Here is a 22,764-nt window from a genome sequence, read left to right as displayed (position 1 = left end):
TCTATTAGGCCGAAAAAGACAATGAAAAACTAGGTGCTGCATTTGGCGCAACTAAACAATAAAAAATCATCCTAAATATATAAAAGTTAAGGGCTAGAAAATGACTAGCCCTTTATTTTGTGTTTAATTCTTGCTTATTTAGTCAATAAAAATGCACGCAATTGAGCAAAATCCGCCGCCATCGTAATAGATAACAACGGTAACGCATTGTGTTTCGCTAACGCTTCTGGTAGCGGTAAATCAATCGCTAAAATACGTTCAACGCTCTCTTTAAATTTCGCTGGATGTGCAGTGCAAAGGAATAGACCTGTTTCACCTGGTTGCAGATCTTCTTTTAATACACGATAAGCTACTGCACCATGAGGCTCACACAAATAGCCTTTCGCATACATCTCTTTTAACGTTTCTTCTGTTTCTGCATCAGTCACACTGTCAGAATGTAAATCAGCTAAAGACCATTGCTGGCGACGGAATAACTCTTCTACACGAGGCCAGTTATTCGGACGGCTTACATCCATCGCATTTGATAATGTTGCTACTGTTGCGTGTGGATCCCATTGTTGAGAACGTAAATAACGAGGTACGGTATCATTAGCATTAGTTGAAGCAATAAAGCGTTTAATTGGTAAACCAATCGCCTTAGCGATCAAGCCTGCTGTCAAGTTACCGAAATTACCGCTTGGTACAGATACCACTAAATTTTGACGTTGTTCTACTGGTAATTGTGCTGCTGCTTCAAAGTAATAACAAATCTGCGCAAGTAAACGGCTAATATTAATAGAATTCGCCGAATTTAGACCAATCGCTTCACGTAATTCTTGATCATCAAAAGCTTGTTTTACCAATGCTTGGCAAGCATCAAAATCGCCTTCAATCGCAATAGTACGAATATTACCACCCAAGGTGCAGAATAACTTTTCTTGCAATGCACTGATCTTTCCTTTCGGATAAAGAATCACTACATCAATATTTTCCAAACCATAAAATGCGTGAGCAACGGCAGCTCCTGTATCACCTGAAGTCGCTGTTAAAATTGTAATTTTGCCATCTTTACGCACTGCTGCTAATGCTTGCGCCATAAAACGCCCACCAAAATCTTTAAACGCCAATGTTGGACCATGGAACAGTTCTAAAGCATAAACATTCTCATCTACTTTGGCTACTGGCGCTGGGAAAGTAAAAGCATTGGCAACTAATTGCGCCAACTTTTCCGCTAGAATTTCATCACCAATAATTGCAGATAAAATACGTTGGCTGCGCTCTACTAATGGCAGCGCCAATAATTCATCAACATTGTCAAAATAAGGCAATTTTTCAGGAAAAAATAGACCTTGATCTTTACCCAATCCTTGGCGAACGGCTTGAGCAAAATTTACTTGTTCTTCTGGATGTTTGATATTGTATAAATTCATTCTGTTACCTTTATCTTATTAACCAATTTGTCTTGCACCTTGATTATCCACTTGGCAGATATGCACAAAACCTTCATTATTTTGCAAATAATGCTTCTCTAAATAATCAGCAACTTTCGTTGCGGTGGTTAAATCTGGCGCTATCGAGAACATTGTCGGTCCTGAACCTGAAATTCCTGTTGCTAAAGCACCTAAATCCTGTGCTGCCTGTTTCACTTCAGCAAAATTTGGTAATAATTGCTGACGATATGGTTCTGCAATTACATCTTTCATCATAATAGCAGCTAAATTCTCTTGATGAGTATGACAAGCATGGACAAAACCACCAAGATAACGACCATGAGAAATCACATCTTGTCGAGTATAGCTTTTTGGCAAAATTGCTCTCGCCTCTGCAGTAGAAACCTCAATTCCCGGATAGGCTAAAACCCAATACCAATTATCAAAGAATGGTAAACGCTGACAAATTGAACCTAATGACTGCACCATAAATTGCACCCCACCCATATAGCAAGGCGCCACATTATCATAGTGAATCGAGCCTGAAATACGTCCTTCTAATTCTCCCATCATTTCCAATAATTCCATATCAGAAAATGGATCATTATGAAATTGATTTAAGGCGACGAGCACTGCCACAATGGAGCAAGCGCTAGATCCTAATCCCGAACCAATCGGCATATTCTTTTCTAAGGTTAAACGTAACGGTTTCACCTGTTGATTACGTAATTTAAGGCGTTCACTAAACAGCACATAAGCTTGATAGACAATATTTTTTTGTGGTTCTTTCGGCAGCTTACGCACAAAATACCCCACACTTTCAAACTCAAACTGTTCTGCACAATCTTCAATTTGGATCACATCACCTAGCAATGAGCCATCAATCGGTGAAATTGCCGCTCCAAGTGTGTCAAAACCAACACTAATATTGGCACTTGAAGCCGGCGCATAAATTCGTAACATAGCGTTCCCCTTTTATTAGCGACGTAATGTGCGCAAAATATCCGCAAAAATTCCCGCAGCTGTAACATTGTTACCTGCACCATAACCACGTAATAATAATGGAATTGGTGAGTAATAACGAGTATAAAATGCCAGTGCGTTCTCACCATTTTTCACTTTATATAAAGGATCTTCCGCGTCAACTGCCTTGATTGCAACTTTACATTTACCTTGTTTAATTTGCCCAACATAACGCAATACTTTGCCTTCATCTTGCGCCGCTTTCACACGTTTAGCGAATTCAGCATCTAACTCTGGTAACATTGCCATAAATTCTGCTGTAGATTTACCTTTAGCAAAATCTTTCGGTAACACACCTTCAACTTCAATATCGCTTAATTCCAATTCAAGCCCAGATTCTCTAGCTAAGATCAATAACTTACGTGCTACATCTTGTCCTGATAAATCGTCACGTGGATCTGGTTCAGTGAAACCTTTCTCTTTCGCTAAACGTGTTACTTCTGATAACGATTTACCTTGTTCTAACTCACCAAAAATAAAAGATAATGAGCCAGATAAAATACCATCAAACACTTCTACTTCATCACCCGCAGCTAACAAATTTTGTAAGTTTTCAATTACCGGTAATCCCGCACCCACATTGGTATCATATAAGAACAAGCGTTGATTATTTAACGCTGCCGCACGTAATTGGTGATAGTAGGCTAAACTTGAAGTATTCGCCTTTTTATTCGGGGTAACAACATGGAAACCTGCATTTAAGAAATGTAAATAGCTATCTGCAATTTCTTGGTTTGAAGTACAATCAACTAAAATCGGATTTAACACATGTTGATCTTGTACGGCATCAATCACACGACGAATTGAAAAACTTTCCTTCGCATTGGCTAAGTCTTCGCGCCAATTACTTAAATCCAAACCATCAACGTTTAATAAAACTTTTTTCGAGTTAGCAATTCCACAAACACGAATAGCAATATTTTTATCTGCTAAAAATTGTTGTTGATGCGCTATTTGATCCAATAATTCACTACCAACACCACCAGCACCAATCAAAAATACACGCAATGATTGTTGGCTATTAAATAAAGCTCGGTGAGTCGCTTTTACACCTTCAATCGCTTTATTCTGCGGCACTACGGTAGAAATAGAACGTTCTGATGAACCTTGTGCAATCGCGACAATATTAACATTGGCTTGTGCTAATGCAGTTAAGAATTTAGCTGCAATACCACGACTCTTACGCATACCATCACCCACCACAGAAATAATCGCAAGATCATCAATAATTTCGATTTCATCCAATGCGCCAGAAGCCAATTCAGTAGCAAAAGTACGTTTTAACGCACTCTTCGCTTTACTTGCTGATTTTTTCGGTACACAGAAACTAATACTATATTCTGAAGAAGATTGGGTAATTAAAATAACCGAAATCCCTGCTTTCGACATGGTATCAAAGACTCTTGCTGCCATACCGACCATACCTTGCATTCCTGGACCTGAAACATTAAACATCACCACATCATTTAGGTTAGTGATACCTTTTACTTGCAAAGTTTCTGAACGGACATTACCATCGATCAAAGTACCTGGAGCACTTGGATTTCCAGTATTTTTAATTAAGCATGGAATATTAAACTGAGCAATTGGCGCGATAGTACGTGGGTGAATGACTTTTGCACCAAAATAAGATAATTCCATTGCCTCTTGATAAGACATTGTTTCCAATAAACGAGCATCTGGCACTAAACGCGGATCACAAGTATAAACACCATCAACATCCGTCCAGATTTCACAACAATCAGCACGCAAACAAGCCGCTAATACCGCTGCAGAATAGTCAGAACCATTACGTCCTAACACCATCAATTCACCTTTATCATTTCCTGCAGTAAATCCTGCCATTAATACCACGCTTTGTTTTGGAATCGCTGGAGCATTAACACGTTTAGTAGATTCTTCAATATCAACTGAAGATTCTAAATATTCACCACGTGCTAATAACTGTTTTACTGGATCAACGATATGTACTTGATAACCTTGAGCTTCAAACCATCCCGCCATAATCGCAATCGATAATTTTTCACCACGTGAAATCACTGAAGCATTAATATTGTCTGGGCAAGGAGTTTGTGGAGAAAAGAGAGATAAGGTATGTTCGATTTGGGAGAGTTCTTGTTGAACGGTTTGTCTTAATTTTTCATCATCAAATTTTGCATTTCTTTGTTTCAAACCAACGAGAATATTTTCAAAAATTTGCTTCGCTTCCTGTAAATCTTGCTGCTTATCCTCACCTTTATTGGTCTTATCCACCAATGCCACCAAATAATTAGTAATTTTCGCTGGTGCAGATAAAACGGCTGCGGCTTGATCCTTCAAATGAGCTTGTAAAATCAACTCTCCAGCTTGCGAAAAACGTTCTGGATTTGCTAATGATGTACCACCAAATTTTAATACGCGCATGATGTTGTCCTCTTATTTTTTATTTTAAAAATTGAAAAATTACCGATAAAAAACCCGCACTTTGTAGGGTGCGGGTTTCTTAAACACTGGATTCTGTGTGCTAACCCGCCCCACTAATAATAATGGTCATCATAATGCGGGTCATCGTAATGTTCATTGCTGTCATGGTTACTACTACACAGAATTGGAAATTAGTTAATATTCAGTGGTTCTAATAAGTACCTAAATTCACTCATATTGTCAAATAAATTTATTACTCTTAGTTAATTTTTTTTATAATAAGCCGTTTTTTCGTTTTTCAAGAGAATTAAAAGATGGATATTGCACAAAATTTAAACCGTATTTATCAACAAATTGCTCAATATCAGACTACTCACACAGTTTCTTTATTAGCTGTCAGTAAAACAAAACCATTCTGTGATATTGTCGCTGCCTATCAGGCTGGACAACGCCTATTTGGTGAGAATTATGTACAAGAAGGCGTAGAAAAAATCCAACAAGCGCAGCAACAACACTTAAACGATATTACTTGGCACCTTATTGGACCATTACAATCCAATAAAACACGAATCGTAGCGGAACATTTTGATTGGGTACAAACTATCGATCGCTACAAAATTGCTGAACGTTTAAGCCAACAACGCCCAGCACACTTACCACCTTTACAAGTTTTAATTCAAATTAATATTAGCGATGAAAGTTCAAAATCAGGAATTCAACCTGAACAGTTAATGGATTTGGCGGCACAAGTTGTCCAACTCCCTAATTTACAGCTTCGTGGTTTAATGGCAATTCCTGCACCAACAGATGATATTGCACAACAACAAGCAGTATTTAAACAAATGGCAACGCTCTTTCAGCAATTACAACAAAGCTATCCAAATCTTCCTATTGATACACTTTCAATGGGAATGACTGACGATATGCAAAGTGCAATTATGTGTGGTTCAACAATGGTAAGAATTGGTACTGCTATTTTTGGTAAGAGAAATTAGAAAATTTTGTTAATACAAAGATAAGGGAATCAAATCTGATTCCCTTATCTATATGCAAATCTTAGCGTAAAAAGCTCGGAATATTCTTCTCATATTCCGCAATTGCATCTTCGTGCTGCAAAGTAAGACCAATATTATCCAAGCCATTTAATAAACAATGGCGGCGGAATGGATCTAAAGTAAAGTGATAGGTCTTATCACCTACCTGTACTGTTTGTTGCTCTAAATCCACATCAATCGGTTTACCATCATTCGCTTTTACCCAAGTGAAGATTTCATCCACTTCTTGTTCAGTCAATTTCACCGGTAATAAGTGATTATTTAAACTATTGCTGTAAAAAATATCGGCAAAACTTGGCGCAATCATCACTTTAATACCATAGTCAGCAAGCGCCCATGGTGCATGTTCTCTTGATGAACCACAACCTAAATTTTCACGTGCCAATAAAATGGTTGCGCCTTGATATTGCGGAAAATTTAATACAAATTTTGGATTCACTTGTGTTCCAGCAGGATCAAGATAACGCCATTCATGAAAAAGATGTTTACCAAATCCTACCCGAGTTACCGCTTGTAAAAATTGTTTTGGAATAATCGCATCGGTATCGACATTTGCCATATCTAATGGAATAACCAAGCCACGGTGATGTTTAAATCCTACCATATTATGCTCCTAATAATTCAACGGTGCGGATATCAGTAAATTTACCAAATACAGCCGCAGCTGCCGCCATCGCAGGACTAACCAAATGAGTACGTCCATTTCGACCTTGACGACTTTCAAAATTACGATTACTGGTTGAGGCACAACGTTCCCACTCACCAAGACGATCATCATTCATTGCTAAACACATTGAACAACCCGGCAAACGCCATTCAAAACCAGCTTCGATAAAGATCTTATCTAAGCCCTCTTTTTCCGCTTGCTCTTTTACTAAACCCGATCCCGGCACTACCAACGCTTGTACCCCAGCAGCTACTTTACGTCCTTTCGCTACTGCCGCCGCCGCACGTAAATCTTCAATACGAGAATTAGTACAAGAACCAATAAACACTTTATCCACTTTAATATCAGTTAAATGCTCACCGCCTTGTAATCCCATATAAGCTAAGGCTTTTTCTGCGGATTGTTTTTCAATCGGGTCAGCAATTTCATTCACTCTCGGAACAGTTTGATCAACAGCGATCACTTGCCCCGGATTAGTTCCCCAAGTTACTTGTGGCGCAATGTCTTTGGCTTCTAAAACCACAACAGTATCAAATTCTGCATCAGGATCACTTTTTAACGTTTTCCAATATGCTACTGCTTTATCCCATTCTTCACCTTTTGGTGCAAATGGACGATCTTTCAAATAATCAAAAGTGGTTTGATCTGGTGCAACTAATCCCGCTTTCGCTCCCATTTCAATCGCCATATTACAAACTGTCATACGACCTTCCATGGAAAGATCTTCGATCGCTTGTCCACAAAATTCTACAACATGACCTGTACCACCAGCCATCGTTGTTTTACCGATAATAGCTAAGATAATATCTTTTGCGGTGATACCTTCAGCCACTTTACCACGCACTTCAATTTTCATTTTCTTCGCACGTGCTTGTTTCAAAGTTTGCGTCGCTAAAACGTGTTCGACTTCAGAAGTACCAATACCGAAAGCTAATGCACCAAATGCACCATGTGTTGCAGTATGCGAATCACCACAAACAATAGTCATACCCGGCAAGGTTAAACCTTGTTCCGGTCCAACAACATGCACAATACCTTGTTTCTTATTATTAAGATCATAAAGTGAAATGTTGTTCGCATGACAATTCTTATCTAATTCAAGCACTTGGATACGTGCTTGTTCACCACAAGCAGCAGGATCACGACTCTGAGTAGAGATGCTATGATCCATTGTGGCAAAGGTTTTGCTCGGTTGACGCACTTTACGTCCAGCCACACGCAAGCCATCAAAAGCTTGCGGTGAAGTTACTTCGTGCATCAAGTGGCGATTGATATAAAGAATCGGTGTTTCCCCTTCCGCTTCATACACTACGTGAGCATCAAATAATTTTTCGTATAATGTTTTGCCCATAATAATCACTCTTTTTTTATCTTTATTTCATTTATTACTTGCTTAAATCCTTGCAGCGATTAAATCACCCATTTCAGAAGTCGAAACCGGTGTTGTTTTATCTGCTAAATCCGCAGTGCGATAACCCTCTGCAAGCACTTGTTTTACTGCTTTTTCAATTGCTTGTGCGGCTTCTTCTAATTGGAAGCTATAACGCAACATCATTGCAGCAGAAAGAATTTGCGCAATTGGATTCGCAATTCCTTTACCAGCAATATCCGGTGCAGAACCGCCAGCAGGTTCATATAAGCCAAATCCTTTCTCATTGGTGCTTGCTGATGGCAACATTCCCATGGAACCTGTAATCATTGCACATTCATCAGAGATAATATCGCCAAAAATATTAGAACAAAGCAATACATCATAATGTTCTGGTTGTTTGATTAGCTGCATAGTCGCATTATCAATATAGATGTGTTCTAAGGTGACATCTGGATAATCTTTTGCTACTTCTACCACAACATCACGCCATAATACTGAGCTAATTAATACATTCGCCTTATCTACAGAGGTTACTTTTTTACGGCGTTTTTGCGCCGCTTCAAAAGCAATTCGTGCAATACGTTCAATTTCATAGCGATGATAAACTTCAGTATCAAACGCTTTTTCCATTGCACCTTCACCTTCACGTCCTTTTGGCTGACCAAAATAGATACCGCCAGTTAACTCACGTACCACTACAATATCAAACCCTTTTGCAGCAATATCAGCACGTAATGGGCAGAATTTTTCTAATCCTTTATATAAAGTCGCTGGACGAAGATTACTAAATAAGCCGAAATGTTTACGCAATGGTAATAACGCACCACGTTCTGGTTGTTCATTCGCTGGTAAATGTTCCCATTTTGGCCCACCAACAGAACCAAATAAAATAGCATCTGCCGCTTCGCAACCTTTTAACGTTACATCTGGTAACGCTTTACCATGATTATCAATTCCAATACCACCAACATCATAATGATGACGATTTAATTTAAAATTGAATTTTTTTTCTACTGCGTCCAATACTTTTAACGCTTCTGCCATCACTTCTGGCCCGATACCATCTCCTGCCAATACGGCAATGTTGTAAGTTTGCATTTATACAGTCTCCATAATTTTTTTAGATTTCACATCTGCGACTTTTTTCGCTAATTTGATGGCATTAATTGCATGAATTAATGCTAATGCCGAAGATTCAATAATATCAGTAGCTAAACCAACACCATGGAACTTACGTCCTTCATAATCTACCACAATATCCACCTGACCTAACGCATCTTTACCTTCACCTTTAGCAGAAAGTTGATAATGTGTCATTTTTAACGACATATTGGTAATACGTAAAATACAGTTATACACTGCATCGACTGGACCATTCCCTGTTGCTGCATCTAATTTAATCTCTTGATCAACAGACAATTTTACTGAGGCAGTCGCTGGCATATGGCTTGCTGATTGTACGGAAATTCCTTGTAATTGTACGCTCGCCTCTTCGCCTTGCTGCATATCAATAAAGGCTAACGCTTCCAAATCATAATCAAAAACTTGACCTTTCTTATCAGCCAATTTCAAAAATGCTTCATACAATTTATCTAAGTCATAATCTTTTTCAGTGTAACCCATATCGGTCATATGATTTTTCACTGCTGCACGTCCAGAACGAGCGGTAAGATTTAATTTTTCTTTCTTCAAACCAATACTTTCTGGCGATAAAATTTCGTAAGTATTGGCATTTTTTAATACGCCATCTTGGTGAATACCTGATGAGTGAGCAAACGCATTTGAACCGACAATCGCTTTATTTGGTTGAATTGGCATATTACAAAGTTGGCTCACCATTTGGCTAACACGATAAATTTCTTGGGTATTAATATCTGTTGTCACATTCATCAAATCTTTACGAGTATGAATTGCCATCACGACTTCTTCTAAAGCGGTATTACCAGCGCGTTCACCAATACCATTAATAGTACACTCAATTTGTCTTGCCCCGTACTGCACTGCAGTTAATGAGTTCGCTGTAGCCATACCTAAGTCATTATGACAATGTACTGACACAATCGCTTTATCAATATTAGGAACACGATTCATTACATTTTCAATAATGCTACCGAATTGTGTTGGTAAGGTATAACCCACAGTATCAGGAATATTAATAGTAGTTGCACCAGCATTAATTGCTGCTTCCACAATACGACAAATATTATCAACACCAGTACGTCCAGCATCTTCACAAGAAAACTCTACATCATCCGTATAGCCTCTTGCACGTTTTACTGCGGCAACCGCCATTTCCACCACATCATCAAATGAGCGTCTTAACTTCGCTTCCACGTGTAAAGCCGAAGTCGCAATAAAAGTATGAATACGATACGCTTCCGCTACTTTCAATGCTTCATACGCAGCATCAATATCTTTCGCTACCGCACGTGATAAGGCACAAACGCGGCTATTTTTAATAGCTTGGGCAATAGTTTGTACCGATTTAAAATCCCCTTCAGATGAAACTGGAAAGCCAACTTCCATCACATCAACACCCAAACGCTCTAACGCTAAAGCAATTTGCAATTTCTCTTTTACTGTTAAACTTGCTTTTAATGCTTGCTCGCCATCTCTTAATGTTGTGTCAAAAATAATTACGCGATTGCTCATATGTCACCCCGCCGGAACAAAAATTAGTTAAAAAAAAACCCGCTTATGTGCGGGCTGATGTGTGTGTTTGCTTTGATTAATCTTTTTCTTTATCCACGACTTACCGCACAAATTATCTATTTGTGAGGAGGAGAAGCAGAGATAAAGAAATTGAACGAATCATCTATTTAAAACCTTGTAAATCAAAAACGCTTTTGATTTTGCCGAAAAGCCCAAAACAAGTCAACAGCATTTTATGCTAAAAATTTATTTATTTTGCGGAAAAATACAACTAAAAATAAAATTAAAAACCAATAATTAGCAAATAAAAAGTTAAATAATCCAGATAAAATAAAAACATTAAATTTATCTACTGTCTTTTATTGATAATATAACACTTAATTTTTTTTTAAATCTCCTGTAAAAAAGCAGCTACTTGTTGTTTAAATTGCTGTAACTTTTGCTTTTGTTGTACAACAAATGTACGTTTCAACATTTGCAGCTGCTGTGCTAATGCTTGATTTGGATATCGCTTAAATAAGCGTTGCAATGCTGGGTAAGTCACAAATAAAGTACGTTGATGTTCGACAAAATCTCGTATCGCACACCAATCTTCCGCTGTAAGCTGCCAATCCTCATTTACTGAAATACTTTGTCGGCTTAATGCAGGTAATAATGGATGTTCACTTAACGCTAAATGACGTAAAAATTGTTGCTCTGCCTGTTGGCAAAATTGTTCGCCTTGCGTAGATAACGGATATGCCATCATCACACTATAATTACCGCTACTCGCTTCAGTACCACTACTTAACGCCAGCAATCTAAAACCACAACACTGCCAAAAGCTAAACAATTGTTCACTATATCCAAAACTAACAGAAAGATAATCAATTGTTGTCTGACACTGTTGGATCAGCTGTTGCACCAGCTGTGTACCAATACCTTTTTGCTGCCAATTTGGTAATACGGCAATACGAGAAATACGTAATGAACGGAGTTTCGCCGCCATCACATTATTGGTTTGAAAACAGAGCGCCTGTGCAACCAAATTACCTTTAGGACGACGATAACCTAAACGGATACCATCTAACAACGTCTGATCAACAATCCCGCCTTCTTGTAATCCCCAAATCACACCAACCACTGTATGATTTAACTGACACGCTAAAAATTGTTGTTTTTTACCATCCATTAAGCGCCGTAAATCGGTTGGCGAAGTACGATAATGAGCCAAGCTAAGCAGTTGATAATATTGCTGTAATTGTTGCGTAGAAACAATTTGCTCGTGCGATACAAAAGTGAGATTCGATTGTGGCTGGAACGCTAATGAAACAGTTGTTGGTTGTAATAATGCTAACTGGTTGAGCCAACGTTCTAATAAATCCTCTTGTTGCCAACGTAATGGAACTTCTAATGTTAAATGGCATAATTGACGTGATATTTGCTGCTCTAATTTTAATCGAAATCCTTGTCCCGATCCCTCATAGCCTTCGCTAGTTGAAGTTAATAATAAGTGTGGAAAAGTCTGGCAAAATGTCTGCAACATTGATAACGGTAACATTGCAGCTTCATCAACAATTAACCACTGATAAAACGGTAGTTGTTGTTGTGAAAGTTTATTTACCAATTCATCCGGAGCAATAAAATCAAAAGATTTATTGCCGGCAAATTTCATCAATGTCGTAATAGCCTGCCGATTCGCCGCAGTCACTAAAATTTTGTCAGTTGCTTGTTGAATAAATTGCCCTGCTACTGCTGATTTTCCCCGCCCTCTACCGGCAAGCAAGAGGTAAATTGCTGTTTGTGGTTGTAAAAGTTGTTGCAAAATACGTTGTTGATCTTGTAATGCCGTTGTTGGTGTCTGCCAAGCCGATGATGTTATTGGTGTCAATTCAGGTTGCTTTTGCGGAGAGTAAATAGGAATTTGATACTGTTCACTCAGCTGTTTAAACCAATCAAGAAAATTGGCTGAGCTGGTCGCCTGTGCCAAACTATTCCAACGTAAAGTATCCCAATCTACGGTTTGAGTTAATCCTTGCCACTCCGGTAAAAGAATAAAAAGTTTTCCGCCAGCTTTTAAGGTTGCGGCAATAATCGCTAAGCTATCTAAATGAAATGACAATTGCTCTTGATGACTAGCATCAAAAAAAGCGAGGCTAAATTCTTGCCCTAATAGATTACGGCTCTGTTTAAATGAAAAAAATAAGATGGAATCTGCTAAATCAGTAGGAAGCTGATCACCACAATAAACGGCAGTGGTGTCAGCATAATATTCAATAATTGCTTGGACTTGCTGTCGCCGCCATACTGACGCACCAGTTAGAATGATTACTTCTCGAGAAAAATCATTACCACATTGCATAGCGGTTTAACCGTTATTATTCTACATTTTTTCACTTAAATAAGGATCTGCATAACCCATCGCCAACATAATTTCCGTTTCTAGACTTTCCATCTCCTCAGCCTCATCATCTTCAATATGATCATAGCCTAATAAGTGTAAACAGCCATGTACGGTTAAATGAGCATAATGCGCTTCCAACGTAATTTCTTGTTCTTTAGCTTCTTTTTCAACAACTTGGCGACAAATGACTAAATCCCCCAACAGCGGTAATTCAATCCCTTCTGGTACTTCAAATGGAAAAGACAACACATTAGTTGGACGATCTTTACCACGATATTGGAAATTTAGCTGATGACTTTCCGCTTCATCAACAATACGTACGGTAATTTCGATATTTTCTTTAGTCGGACGTACCGCTTGCGTCGCCCAGTAAGTAAATTGTGCTAATGTCGGCAAATTCGTTTGATCTTCTGCCGCAAGCTGTAAATCAACGATTACTTCAGGTTTATGCGTCATGATGCTGTTCCTCTAATTTTGCTAAACGACGTTGTTCTGCCGCTTCTTTACGGCGCTGCTCATCTTCCGCTTCCCATTTTTCATAGGCTTGCACCACTTTTGCTACTACCGGATGACGCACAATATCTTCACTTTTGAAATAGTTAAAACTTAGTTCTTCTACATTACTAAGCACATCAATCGCATGGCGTAAGCCTGATTTTTGTCCACGAGGTAAATCAATCTGAGTAATATCGCCAGTAATAACCGCTTTGGAATTAAAACCGATACGGGTTAAGAACATTTTCATCTGTTCAATCGTGGTATTTTGGCTTTCATCTAAAATAATAAAAGCATCATTCAAGGTACGTCCACGCATATACGCTAGTGGCGCAATTTCGATGACATTCCGCTCCATCAATTTTTGCACCTTTTCAAACCCTAACATTTCAAACAGGGCATCATACAAAGGACGCAAATACGGATCGATCTTTTGCGCTAAATCGCCGGGTAGGAAGCCTAATTTTTCCCCAGCTTCTACAGCTGGACGAGTTAATAATAAACGTCTAACCTGTTGTCTTTCTAACGCCTCTACCGCCGCTGCCACCGCTAAAAAGGTTTTCCCGGTTCCAGCCGGCCCAATACCAAAGCTAATATCGTGACGCAAAATATTGTGCAGATACTGAATTTGGTTTTTACCGCGCGGTTTAATGACACCACGTTTGGTTTTAATGGTAGTGCTATAAACCTTTGCCTCATTATCTTCATCAGTTTGTTGCAATAACATTCTGCTTTCTTGAATTGCCAAATGAATTTGTTCGAGATCCAACTCATTCACTTTACCTTTAACCATTGCGGTTTCTACATACAAACGTTGAATTAATTTAGCAACATTTTTTAATAACTGAGCATGATGCGGTTTACTTTCTTCGTCAGCTGATTCCAACGTAAAAGTGAAATTACGGCGAGAGATAATTAGATTAAATTGTTTTTCGATGAGGGAAATATGTTCATCAAATGGCCCACAAAGCGATTGCAAGCGAGCATTATCTTCCGGTTCAAGTGTAAAAACTTCTGAAATTGTTGTGGTCAAGTTCCACCTCAATGATAATTAAGAATGCCGTTAGTATAACGGTTTTCTGCTTATCAATAAATTCTCTTTTGTCACCTCCATAGCATCAACTGTGAAAGATTTTTTTATTGCAGTGAACTTATTGCAAAAACTATTATCTGAATTGCATGCCATTTACTTTTATTCATTATTGAGGGACAAAAAATGAAATTAAGCGAAAATGACATCACTCCTGAGCAACTCTTTAAACAGCGCCGTAAGTTAATCGCTTTATTTGGTAGCGCAACTATCTTTCCTTTTCTACCGAATATCTCCTATGCAGATGACCTCCCTGATAAACGAACTACCTTAACATTTACCCCTCAACAACAAAATTCACTAACGCTAACACCTGAAGATAAAGTAATTGGTTACAATAATTTCTATGAGTTTGGCGTAGAAAAAGGTTCGCCAGCGCAATATGCGAAAAACTTTAAAACTGATCCTTGGCGACTTGAAGTAACTGGAGAAGTAGAAAAACCATTGGTACTAGATCACAACGATTTACTAACAAAATTTGCTTTAGAAGAACGGATTTATCGTTTCCGTTGTGTTGAAGCTTGGTCAATGGTAATTCCTTGGATCGGTTTTGAACTTGCTTCCTTACTAAAAATGGCTGCCCCAACAAGCAGAGCTAAATATGTAGTATTTGAAACCTTATATGATCCTGAACAGATGCCAGGGCAGAAAAATCCTTTCTTTGGTGGCGGCATTGATTATCCTTATATTGAAGGCTTAACAATTGAAGAAGCTATGAATCCATTAGCACTGCTGTCAGTTGGTTTATACGGTAAAACGTTAGCACCGCAAAATGGTGCACCGATTCGTTTAGTTGTACCTTGGAAATATGGTTTTAAGAGCATCAAATCTATCGTCAAAATTACCCTCACAGAACAACCACCAATTACGACTTGGATGAAACTGGCACCACATGAATATGGTTTCTATGCCAATGTTAATCCGCAAGTAGATCATCCACGTTGGTCACAAGCCTCTGAAAGAGTGATCGGTGCTGGTGGGTTATTCAATATCACGCGGCAGCCAACTTTGATGTTCAATGGTTATGAAGAACAGGTTGCTCATTTATATGCTCATTTAGATCTACGCAAAAATTACTAATATGTTATTTAGGGTTATCCGTTATTTAATTCATTTCTCAGGAGTGGCAACTCTCCTTTGGCTAATTTATGCAGTGAATTTTAATTTTGCAGTATTTGGTGCGGATCCAATTAAAGAGATTATTCATTTTTTAGGTTATACCGCACTTATATTTTTTCTGGTGTTATTTAGCTTTCGGATGATAGTACAACTGACGCATCAGAACATCTTGCTACCATTACATCGCAGTTTAGGATTGTGGGGCATTTTTTGGCTAACATTACATATTTTAAGCTATCTCGGTTTAGAGTTAGGTTTTGATACCAAGCTATTTTTTAATGAAATTTTTACTAGGACATACTTACAAATTGGTTTGCTTTCTGGATTAATTTTCTCGCTGGTTGCAACCTCATCTATTCCGATAATCAAAAGAAGGCTGAAGAAGCATTGGTTTCAATTGCATCAATTTGCTCTCCTTGCCGTAATATTAGCAACATTACACTATTTTCTTTCTTTGAAAGCCTATAATTTTGATAGCAGATTATTTTTAGGATTAGTTGCTTTGTTTGCATTATTTAAATTCTTTCCTAAAGGTCAGTTTAAGAAGTCGCCAAAAAGATAAAAATAACCCCTCCGAAATAGAGGGGTTGCTTCTGACTTAATAAGAAATAATTAAGCTAACTCTGGAAATAACATCTTAATCACATTCTTGGTAACTCGTCTTGATTTACCTTGATATGGGAAAATATGCATCATCATCATTGGATTAAAATTCGCTTCAATCACGCCCCACGAGCTTAATCTTGCTTCTGCCGGTTTCGTATAATCAGGTACGATCAAATCAACGCCACAAACTGCTGCACCCATTGCTTTAGTAATTTTAACTGCAATTTCTTTATAACTTGGGTGCATTAGATCGGTCATATCAATCGAATCACCACCAGTACTGATATTTGAATTAGCACGCAATTGTACTTTACGTCCTGCTTCTGGAATCGAATCTATCGTTAAACCTTGTTCTTTTAGTTGTAACTTTTCAATCTCTCCTAATGCGATTTTCTTCAATGGCGTGCGACTACCATCACCACGCAATGGATGTTGATTTTTTGCTGCGACCAATTCCGCTACACTATGTTTCCCATCGCCAATGACATTAGCCGGTTCACGCAATAGCACTGCTAACGTTTCATCACCCAACACAAAGAAGCGGTATTCTGTACCAACTAGATAATCTTCCACCATCACTTCTTTATCTTCTCGGAAGGCAATTTCTATCGCTTGACGGAAGTCATCAATATTTTCAACACCTTGTTTAAAAATAGTAATTCCCAAACCGAAGTTAGTTGATTTAGGTTTAATGACTACTGCACGATGTTCAAAGAGAGGATAACTCGCCACCGCATCGCTAACATTTCTAAACTCTAAACTTTGCGGTACGTTAAAACCACCTTTTGCCAATACCTTCTTCGTTACCACTTTATTTTCCATAATTAGTGGTGAAATATAGCTATCTTTCGCCGTCATATTTCCATTCTTCACATACTCAATATGATCACCATATTGCAAGCAGAGGAATTGGTCATTTTCATCTAAAATTTCAACATTAATTCCTTGTTGAATCAGATCAAACATTAAGGCTTGTGTCGATAATTCCATATTATCAAAGGCAGTTAAGGCATAATAACGTTCGACAGCGGCTGCTTTATATTGCTGTGCCAATTTTGCACCTAATTGATGATAATCAGTTGCCTGTTGCATTTGTTGTACCAAACGTCCGCAAATCGTAGTTTCTGGCGACAACATCTGTTGTTGCTTTTGTTTAACAGTAGCAATAGTTTCCGCTGATGCGCCTAAACTCAATAGCATTTGCTCTAATTGATTAAGAATATCAAGACCTTCTTGTTGATAACGAGTTACGGTAAGCGGATGCTCTAACGCTACTTCTGCCAATCTTTGTTTACCCAACTCAATTTCATCTTGAGTTGCAGTAGTTTCTAACCATGCCATCAATAAAATAAAGGTATGAATAAATTCGGCATCCGCTAATTCAATACCATATTGAGCAAAAGGGTTAAGATCAAAAAGACGGAATTCAACATAGCGAATACCTTTTGCTAATAATTCACGCACATGCTTTTTCGCACCGCGAAAACGGATATTGGAATAAAACTCTTTTTCTGCAATCAGTTTACCGCTCTTAACCCAATGTTCTAAGGTTTCCACATATTGCTGTAAACTCTCATAAGAAACTTTAATTTCAGCGTGATTAACATAGCCATAATGACTGGAACGTAAACTACGCACGAAACCTTCCGGTTTAATTTGTCCACGATTAAAAAAGACAGATTCCACACTTGGTGATGCAGCAAACAGATAAACTAAAATCCATTGATAACGTAGAAAATTCTTCCCTAACTTAAGATAAAGATCATTACGGAACGCAATCGGATCTTGATATTCCTTTTGTAGGGCAAATAGCCGATCAACAAATTCATCAGATAATTGGAAGTTATAATGGATACCACTAATCATCTGTTTGTATTTACCATAGCTGCTCACAAGGTGTTCACGATAAGCGACATCTTCACGATTATCTAATTGAGCAACTTGAATTTCGCTCTCTGCGGGTAATGCTAACGGCATACTAAATGGCGAAATATATTCATTCTCCGGTAATGAACGTAATACAACTTCATGAATGGCTGACAACCAACGTAAACTCTCTTTTAAGCTTTTCTGTGGTGGAGTGATCAATTCTAATTGACTCTCAGCAAAGTCAGTTTGGATATATGGATGATAAGAGCGATTACCAAAAATAGCCGGGTGTGGTGTCGTCACGATTTTTCCATCTGCTGTTACTCTTTGGCTCTCTTTTTCTATTCCAAACGTTCCTTGTTGGAACAGCAATTCAAGATGATATTGTTTAATCGCTTGTTGAATGTTCATACTCTAAACCTTGTTAACTTCTATCGAACCGAACATTAATATAAGAATTCATTATGGAAAGCAAATAGCTTCTGACTATAAGTTATATAGTTTAGTTATTTGGTAGGTTTTTATGTAGATATGGATATGTGTAATAAAAAACCTGCTAATTGTTTTAGCAGGTTTCATCAATAAAAAGAGAGTTATTTTTTAGTTTTTCGCTTTTGCAGCTGCTTTCACAATAGTTGCAAATGCTGGTGCTTTTAATGATGCACCACCAACTAATGCACCATCAATATCTGGCATTGCAAATAATTCTGCTGCATTGGCATCATTTACTGAACCACCATATTGAAGAATCACTTGTTCCGCTACTTTCGCATCTTTCTTCGCAATATGGCTACGAATAAATGCGTGAACTGCTTGTGCTTGAGCTGGAGTTGCTGATTTACCAGTACCAATTGCCCAAATTGGTTCATACGCAATTACTGCACCAAGGAACGCTTCTGCACCTAAAGTATTTAATACTGCATCAATTTGTCTTGCACAAACTTCTTCAGTTTTACCAGCTTCATTTTCTGCTTCACTTTCACCAATACAAAGTACAGGCACTAAACCTTGTTCTTTTAATACAGCAAATTTTTGTGCAATAAACTCATCACTTTCATGATGATATGCACGACGTTCTGAGTGGCCAATAATGATATATTTTGCGCCGAAATCTTTTAACATTGTCGCAGAAATATCACCAGTAAATGCTCCTGATTGTTTTAAGTCAACATTTTGTGAACCTAAGGCAATTTTGCTGCCTGCTAATGCTGCTTCCGCTTCTGCTAAATACATTACCGGTGGTGCAATTGCCACATCACAACCTTCTACACCAGCTAATTCTGCTTTTAAACCATTAATTAATTCTTTAGTAAATGCTTTACTACCGTTTAATTTCCAGTTGCCCATAACTAAAGGACGACGAGCCATAATTTTCTCCTTGATCATTAAAAAAATAACGCGGCTTACTATAACAAAAATCCCTAAAAATCCTTAGAGATATATCAAAAAAAGCGATAATTTTTTACAATAAACTGTAATCAATTCATCTATTGGCAAGAATTTATGAGAATACCACGCATTTATCATCCAGAACGATTAACTAACATTACACAATGTGTCTTAACTGAAGAAGCTGCACATCATATTGGACGTGTTTTACGCATGCAAATTGGCGAACAACTTGAATTATTCGATGGTAGTAATCATATTTATCCAGCGGTAATTACAGAAATCAATAAAAAGCAAATCAGCGTATCTTTAGCACCTGCTATTTTTGATGATCGTGAATCACCTCTCATTATTCATTTAGGACAAGTGATTTCTCGCGGTGAACGTATGGAGTTTACCATTCAAAAATCGGTTGAATTAGGGGTAAAAGTAATTACACCATTGTGGTCTGAACGCTGTGGTGTAAAACTAGATGCTGAACGTATGGATAAGAAAATCCTACAATGGCAAAAAATTGCGATTGCTGCTTGTGAACAATGTGGACGCAATATTATTCCAGAAATCCGCCCATTAATGAAATTACAAGATTGGTGTGCTGAAAATGATGGAATGTTGAAACTAAATTTACACCCACGAGCAGCTCAATCAATTAAACAATTAGCACCGCCACCAGAAGCTGGTGTACGTTTATTAATTGGTTCTGAAGGCGGTTTATCAGCACAAGAAATCGAACATACGGTTCAGCAAGGATTTACGGAAGTGCTACTTGGTAAAAGAGTATTACGCACTGAAACAGCTTCTCTGGTTGCAATTAGTGCTTTACAAGTCTGTTTTGGTGATTTGTAGTTTAGATGAAGGAAAATTATGACATTACAAAATCAATTTCTCGTCGCTATGCCTGATCTGGAAGATCCTTTCTTCCAACGCACCGTTGTCTATATTTGTGAAGATAATGAACAAGGCGCAATGGGGATTGTGATTAATCAACCAACTGATCTAAGCCTAGCGGAGATGATGGCAAAAATGAATCATTTTATGCCAACACAACAACATTACCCTGAAAAATTAGTGTTTGCTGGTGGCCCAGTCAATATAGAGCAAGGGTTTGTTTTACATAGCGCAACAGCACAAAAATATCGTTATTCTTTTGCTGTCACTGATGATCTTATTCTCACCACCTCATCAGATGTACTTTATTCTCTTGGTACTGAACAAGGACCAAAAGATTACTTGATTGCTCTTGGTTGCGCTTTATGGGAACCAAATCAATTAGCTAATGAAATCAAGCAAAATTCATGGCTTACTGTACCAGCTACGCGTGAAATTTTATTTGAATTACCGTTTGATCAACGTTGGGAAGCGGCAAACCATCTCTTAGGAATTCAACAAAGCTCTTTGCTCAGTCACGAAATGGGAAATGCATAATGGAGAATTTAACAATTATTGCTTTTGATTTCGGTACCCAAAGCATTGGTTGTGCCGTTGGGCAAAGTATCACACAAACTGCACAAGCATTACCTGCATTTAAAGCACAAGACGGTATCCCTAATTGGGATGCAATTAAAAAATGTTTAGATGAATGGCAACCTGATTTTGTAGTTGTGGGACTACCTTTAAATATGGATGGTACTGAACAAGAGATTACTCAACGAGCAAAGAAATTTGCAAATCGTTTGAATGGACGTTTTGGTGTTAAAGTCGAATTACAAGACGAACGTTTAACAACAACTGAGGCAAGAGCAGAAATTTTTTCCAGAGGCGGTTTTAAAGCATTAAATAAAGGAAAAATAGATTCTATTTCTGCTTGTTTAATTTTAGAGAGTTGGTTTGAAAATCGGGGATAAAAATTTATCCCCGCTATTTGAATCGACAATTATTGAGAAACTTCTAGGCGTTCAAACACTAATACACGTTTTTCCAATTTGCGTAATAAATAGGTCGCAATCCCAGTAATTACCAAATAAATAACGCCAGCTAAGCCATAAATTAACAACGCATTATATTCTGTACCGTATAACTGTCTTGCATATCCCATAATATCCATAATTGTAATAGTTGAAGCCAACGATGTACCTTTAAACACTAAAATAATTTCATTGGTATAAGACGGCAATGCACGTTTTAACGCATATGGAATTAAAATTTTTAATGTCTGTGCTCGTGATAATCCTAAAGAAACACAACTTTCCCATTGCCCTTTAGAAATCGCTTTTACCGCACCATAAAATAGTTGCGTTGAATAAGCTGCACTATTTAATGCTAAAGCTAACATAGCGCAGAACCAGGCATTAGATAATAGATGCCAGAATGGACTATCAACAATCCATTGGAATTGTCCCGGGCCACTATAAATCAAAAAGAGTTGCACTAATAATGGCGTTCCTGTGAACAAAGTAATGTAGAGATTAACTACTTTACTAATCACTTTATTATTTAGCGCTAATAAAAATGTCAAGACTAATGCCAATATAAAAGCAATTGCCAATGACACAACAGTCAACAATAAACTCGTTGGAATACCTTGAGCGATCGTCAGAAAATAATCGTATGTCATTATCCTCTCTCCCGTTCAAAGCGTGTGAAATAAAGATCAAGTTTACGAATACCGACTTGACTCACTAATGTAATAACTAAATACAATAATGCGGCAATACCATACCAAGTAAATGGTTGGTGTGTACTTGCGTTAACCAATTCAGCTTGGCGCATTAAATCATCAACCCCAATCAATGATACTAACGCAGTATCTTTCAACAACACTAACCATTGGTTACTTAATCCCGGTAACGCATGGCGCCAAACTTGCGGCATTACAATTCGAACAAATGTTTGCGGACGACTTAAACCCAATGCAGCGCCAGACTCCCATTGACCTAATGGAATCGCCTGGATAGCACCACGCAAAGATTGCGATGCATAGGCGGCAAAAATAATCGCTAACGCTACTGTACCGCACCAGAACGCACTAAACTCAATATATTCATCTGTGAGTAAAAATAGAACTTGTGTCGATCCAAAGAAAATTAACAATACAACCAAAATTTCTGGCAAACCACGCAATAGCGTTACGATTATTGATGTTGTTTGACGAATACAACGAATTTTGTTGGTTTCTAAGACCACAAAAAAGATGGATAGAATTAATCCTAAAATTAACGAAGAAACCGCTAACCCTAGCGTCACTAGGGTAGCGGAGAACATTAAATTAATAAAATCAGCAAACATTTTG

Annotated in this window: 20 protein-coding genes; 6 read left to right on the top strand and 14 right to left on the bottom strand. The window is 37.9% G+C overall.

The genetic code is table 11. The annotated features are described in order from the left end of the window. Positions 1–134: 134 nt before the first annotated feature. From thrC to thrA, 3 genes are read right to left on the bottom strand one after another with little or no spacing between them, the layout of a single operon-like run. On the bottom strand, positions 135–1,412 hold the full coding sequence (thrC, locus tag QS62_RS05815) for a threonine synthase (RefSeq protein WP_066107276.1): 1,278 nt from the start codon (positions 1,410–1,412) through the stop codon (positions 135–137). A gap of 18 nt (positions 1,413–1,430) precedes the next feature. Next, positions 1,431–2,375: a homoserine kinase gene (thrB, locus tag QS62_RS05810; protein ID WP_066107274.1), complete on the bottom strand. Its 945-nt coding sequence runs from the start codon at positions 2,373–2,375 to the stop codon at positions 1,431–1,433. Between the two features lie 15 nt (positions 2,376–2,390). Next, the gene (gene thrA / locus QS62_RS05805; protein ID WP_066107271.1) at positions 2,391–4,838 is read right to left on the bottom strand and encodes a bifunctional aspartate kinase/homoserine dehydrogenase I; all 2,448 of its coding nucleotides are present in this window, start codon (positions 4,836–4,838) and stop codon (positions 2,391–2,393) included. 314 nt (positions 4,839–5,152) lie between these two features. Here thrA and QS62_RS05800 point away from each other — a divergent pair, with 314 nt between their 5' ends. Further along, on the top strand, positions 5,153–5,833 hold the full coding sequence (locus tag QS62_RS05800) for a YggS family pyridoxal phosphate-dependent enzyme (protein WP_066107268.1): 681 nt from the start codon (positions 5,153–5,155) through the stop codon (positions 5,831–5,833). Positions 5,834–5,894: 61 nt separating this feature from the next. Here QS62_RS05800 and leuD read toward each other — a convergent pair whose 3' ends face one another. From leuD to QS62_RS05765, 7 genes are all read right to left on the bottom strand, one after another. Next, on the bottom strand, positions 5,895–6,497 hold the full coding sequence (leuD, locus tag QS62_RS05795; protein ID WP_066107264.1) for a 3-isopropylmalate dehydratase small subunit: 603 nt from the start codon (positions 6,495–6,497) through the stop codon (positions 5,895–5,897). A gap of 1 nt (position 6,498) precedes the next feature. Next, positions 6,499–7,911, bottom strand: coding sequence for a 3-isopropylmalate dehydratase large subunit (leuC, locus tag QS62_RS05790; RefSeq protein ID WP_066107263.1), 1,413 nt, complete (start codon positions 7,909–7,911; stop codon positions 6,499–6,501). Positions 7,912–7,953: 42 nt separating this feature from the next. Beyond that, a complete protein-coding gene (gene leuB / locus QS62_RS05785) occupies positions 7,954–9,030 on the bottom strand; it encodes a 3-isopropylmalate dehydrogenase (RefSeq protein ID WP_066107262.1) in 1,077 nt (358 codons plus the stop codon). Then, positions 9,031–10,584, bottom strand: a complete 1,554-nt coding sequence (gene leuA, locus QS62_RS05780) for a 2-isopropylmalate synthase (RefSeq protein ID WP_066107260.1) — start codon at positions 10,582–10,584, stop codon at positions 9,031–9,033. Positions 10,585–10,972: 388 nt separating this feature from the next. Next, positions 10,973–12,925 carry a GNAT family N-acetyltransferase gene (locus tag QS62_RS05775; RefSeq protein ID WP_066107258.1) on the bottom strand — a complete coding sequence of 651 codons (1,953 nt, stop codon included), beginning with the start codon at positions 12,923–12,925 and terminating at the stop codon, positions 10,973–10,975. A gap of 21 nt (positions 12,926–12,946) precedes the next feature. Further along, complete coding sequence (gene ybeY / locus QS62_RS05770) at positions 12,947–13,423, bottom strand: rRNA maturation RNase YbeY (RefSeq protein WP_066107255.1); 477 nt, start codon at positions 13,421–13,423, stop codon at positions 12,947–12,949. Next, the gene (locus tag QS62_RS05765; RefSeq protein WP_066107252.1) at positions 13,413–14,495 is read right to left on the bottom strand and encodes a PhoH family protein; all 1,083 of its coding nucleotides are present in this window, start codon (positions 14,493–14,495) and stop codon (positions 13,413–13,415) included. Before QS62_RS05765 ends, ybeY begins: the two co-directional genes overlap by 11 nt. 183 nt (positions 14,496–14,678) lie before the next feature. Between QS62_RS05765 and msrP the strand changes: the two genes are divergently transcribed. Then, positions 14,679–15,632 carry a protein-methionine-sulfoxide reductase catalytic subunit MsrP gene (gene msrP, locus QS62_RS05760; protein ID WP_066107249.1) on the top strand — a complete coding sequence of 318 codons (954 nt, stop codon included), beginning with the start codon at positions 14,679–14,681 and terminating at the stop codon, positions 15,630–15,632. Between the two features lies 1 nt (position 15,633). Beyond that, positions 15,634–16,233, top strand: a complete 600-nt coding sequence (locus tag QS62_RS05755) for a ferric reductase-like transmembrane domain-containing protein (protein WP_066107244.1) — start codon at positions 15,634–15,636, stop codon at positions 16,231–16,233. A gap of 50 nt (positions 16,234–16,283) precedes the next feature. Here the strand turns inward: QS62_RS05755 and gshAB are convergent, their stop codons facing one another. Together gshAB and tpiA are read right to left on the bottom strand one after the other, a co-directional pair. Continuing rightward, on the bottom strand, positions 16,284–18,557 hold the full coding sequence (gene gshAB, locus QS62_RS05750; RefSeq protein ID WP_066107241.1) for a bifunctional glutamate--cysteine ligase GshA/glutathione synthetase GshB: 2,274 nt from the start codon (positions 18,555–18,557) through the stop codon (positions 16,284–16,286). Positions 18,558–18,746: 189 nt separating this feature from the next. Beyond that, the gene (gene tpiA, locus QS62_RS05745) at positions 18,747–19,514 is read right to left on the bottom strand and encodes a triose-phosphate isomerase (protein ID WP_065235213.1); all 768 of its coding nucleotides are present in this window, start codon (positions 19,512–19,514) and stop codon (positions 18,747–18,749) included. Positions 19,515–19,649: 135 nt separating this feature from the next. On the opposite strand from tpiA, the gene rsmE reads away from it, so the two are divergent. From rsmE to ruvX, 3 genes are read left to right on the top strand one after another with little or no spacing between them, the layout of a single operon-like run. Further along, positions 19,650–20,381, top strand: coding sequence for a 16S rRNA (uracil(1498)-N(3))-methyltransferase (gene rsmE / locus QS62_RS05740; RefSeq protein ID WP_066107238.1), 732 nt, complete (start codon positions 19,650–19,652; stop codon positions 20,379–20,381). An 18-nt stretch (positions 20,382–20,399) separates the two neighbouring features. Next, entirely contained in the window at positions 20,400–20,960 is a 561-nt protein-coding gene (locus tag QS62_RS05735; RefSeq protein WP_066107236.1) for a YqgE/AlgH family protein, read from the top strand. After that, positions 20,960–21,379 carry a Holliday junction resolvase RuvX gene (gene ruvX, locus QS62_RS05730; protein WP_066107234.1) on the top strand — a complete coding sequence of 140 codons (420 nt, stop codon included), beginning with the start codon at positions 20,960–20,962 and terminating at the stop codon, positions 21,377–21,379. Before QS62_RS05735 ends, ruvX begins: the two co-directional genes overlap by 1 nt. Before the next feature lie 29 nt (positions 21,380–21,408). On the opposite strand, the gene artM is transcribed toward ruvX, so the two are convergent. Beyond that, positions 21,409–22,089, bottom strand: coding sequence for an arginine ABC transporter permease ArtM (gene artM / locus QS62_RS05725; protein ID WP_066107231.1), 681 nt, complete (start codon positions 22,087–22,089; stop codon positions 21,409–21,411). Further along, complete coding sequence (gene artQ / locus QS62_RS05720) at positions 22,089–22,760, bottom strand: arginine ABC transporter permease ArtQ (RefSeq protein WP_066107228.1); 672 nt, start codon at positions 22,758–22,760, stop codon at positions 22,089–22,091. Before artQ ends, artM begins: the two co-directional genes overlap by 1 nt. Between the last annotated feature and the right edge of the window lie 4 nt (positions 22,761–22,764).

Origin of the sequence: Gallibacterium salpingitidis (genome assembly GCF_001678495.1) — a bacterium.
In the GTDB taxonomy this organism is placed as follows: domain Bacteria; phylum Pseudomonadota; class Gammaproteobacteria; order Enterobacterales; family Pasteurellaceae; genus Gallibacterium; species Gallibacterium salpingitidis.
This window is presented reverse-complemented; position numbering and strand designations above follow the sequence as displayed.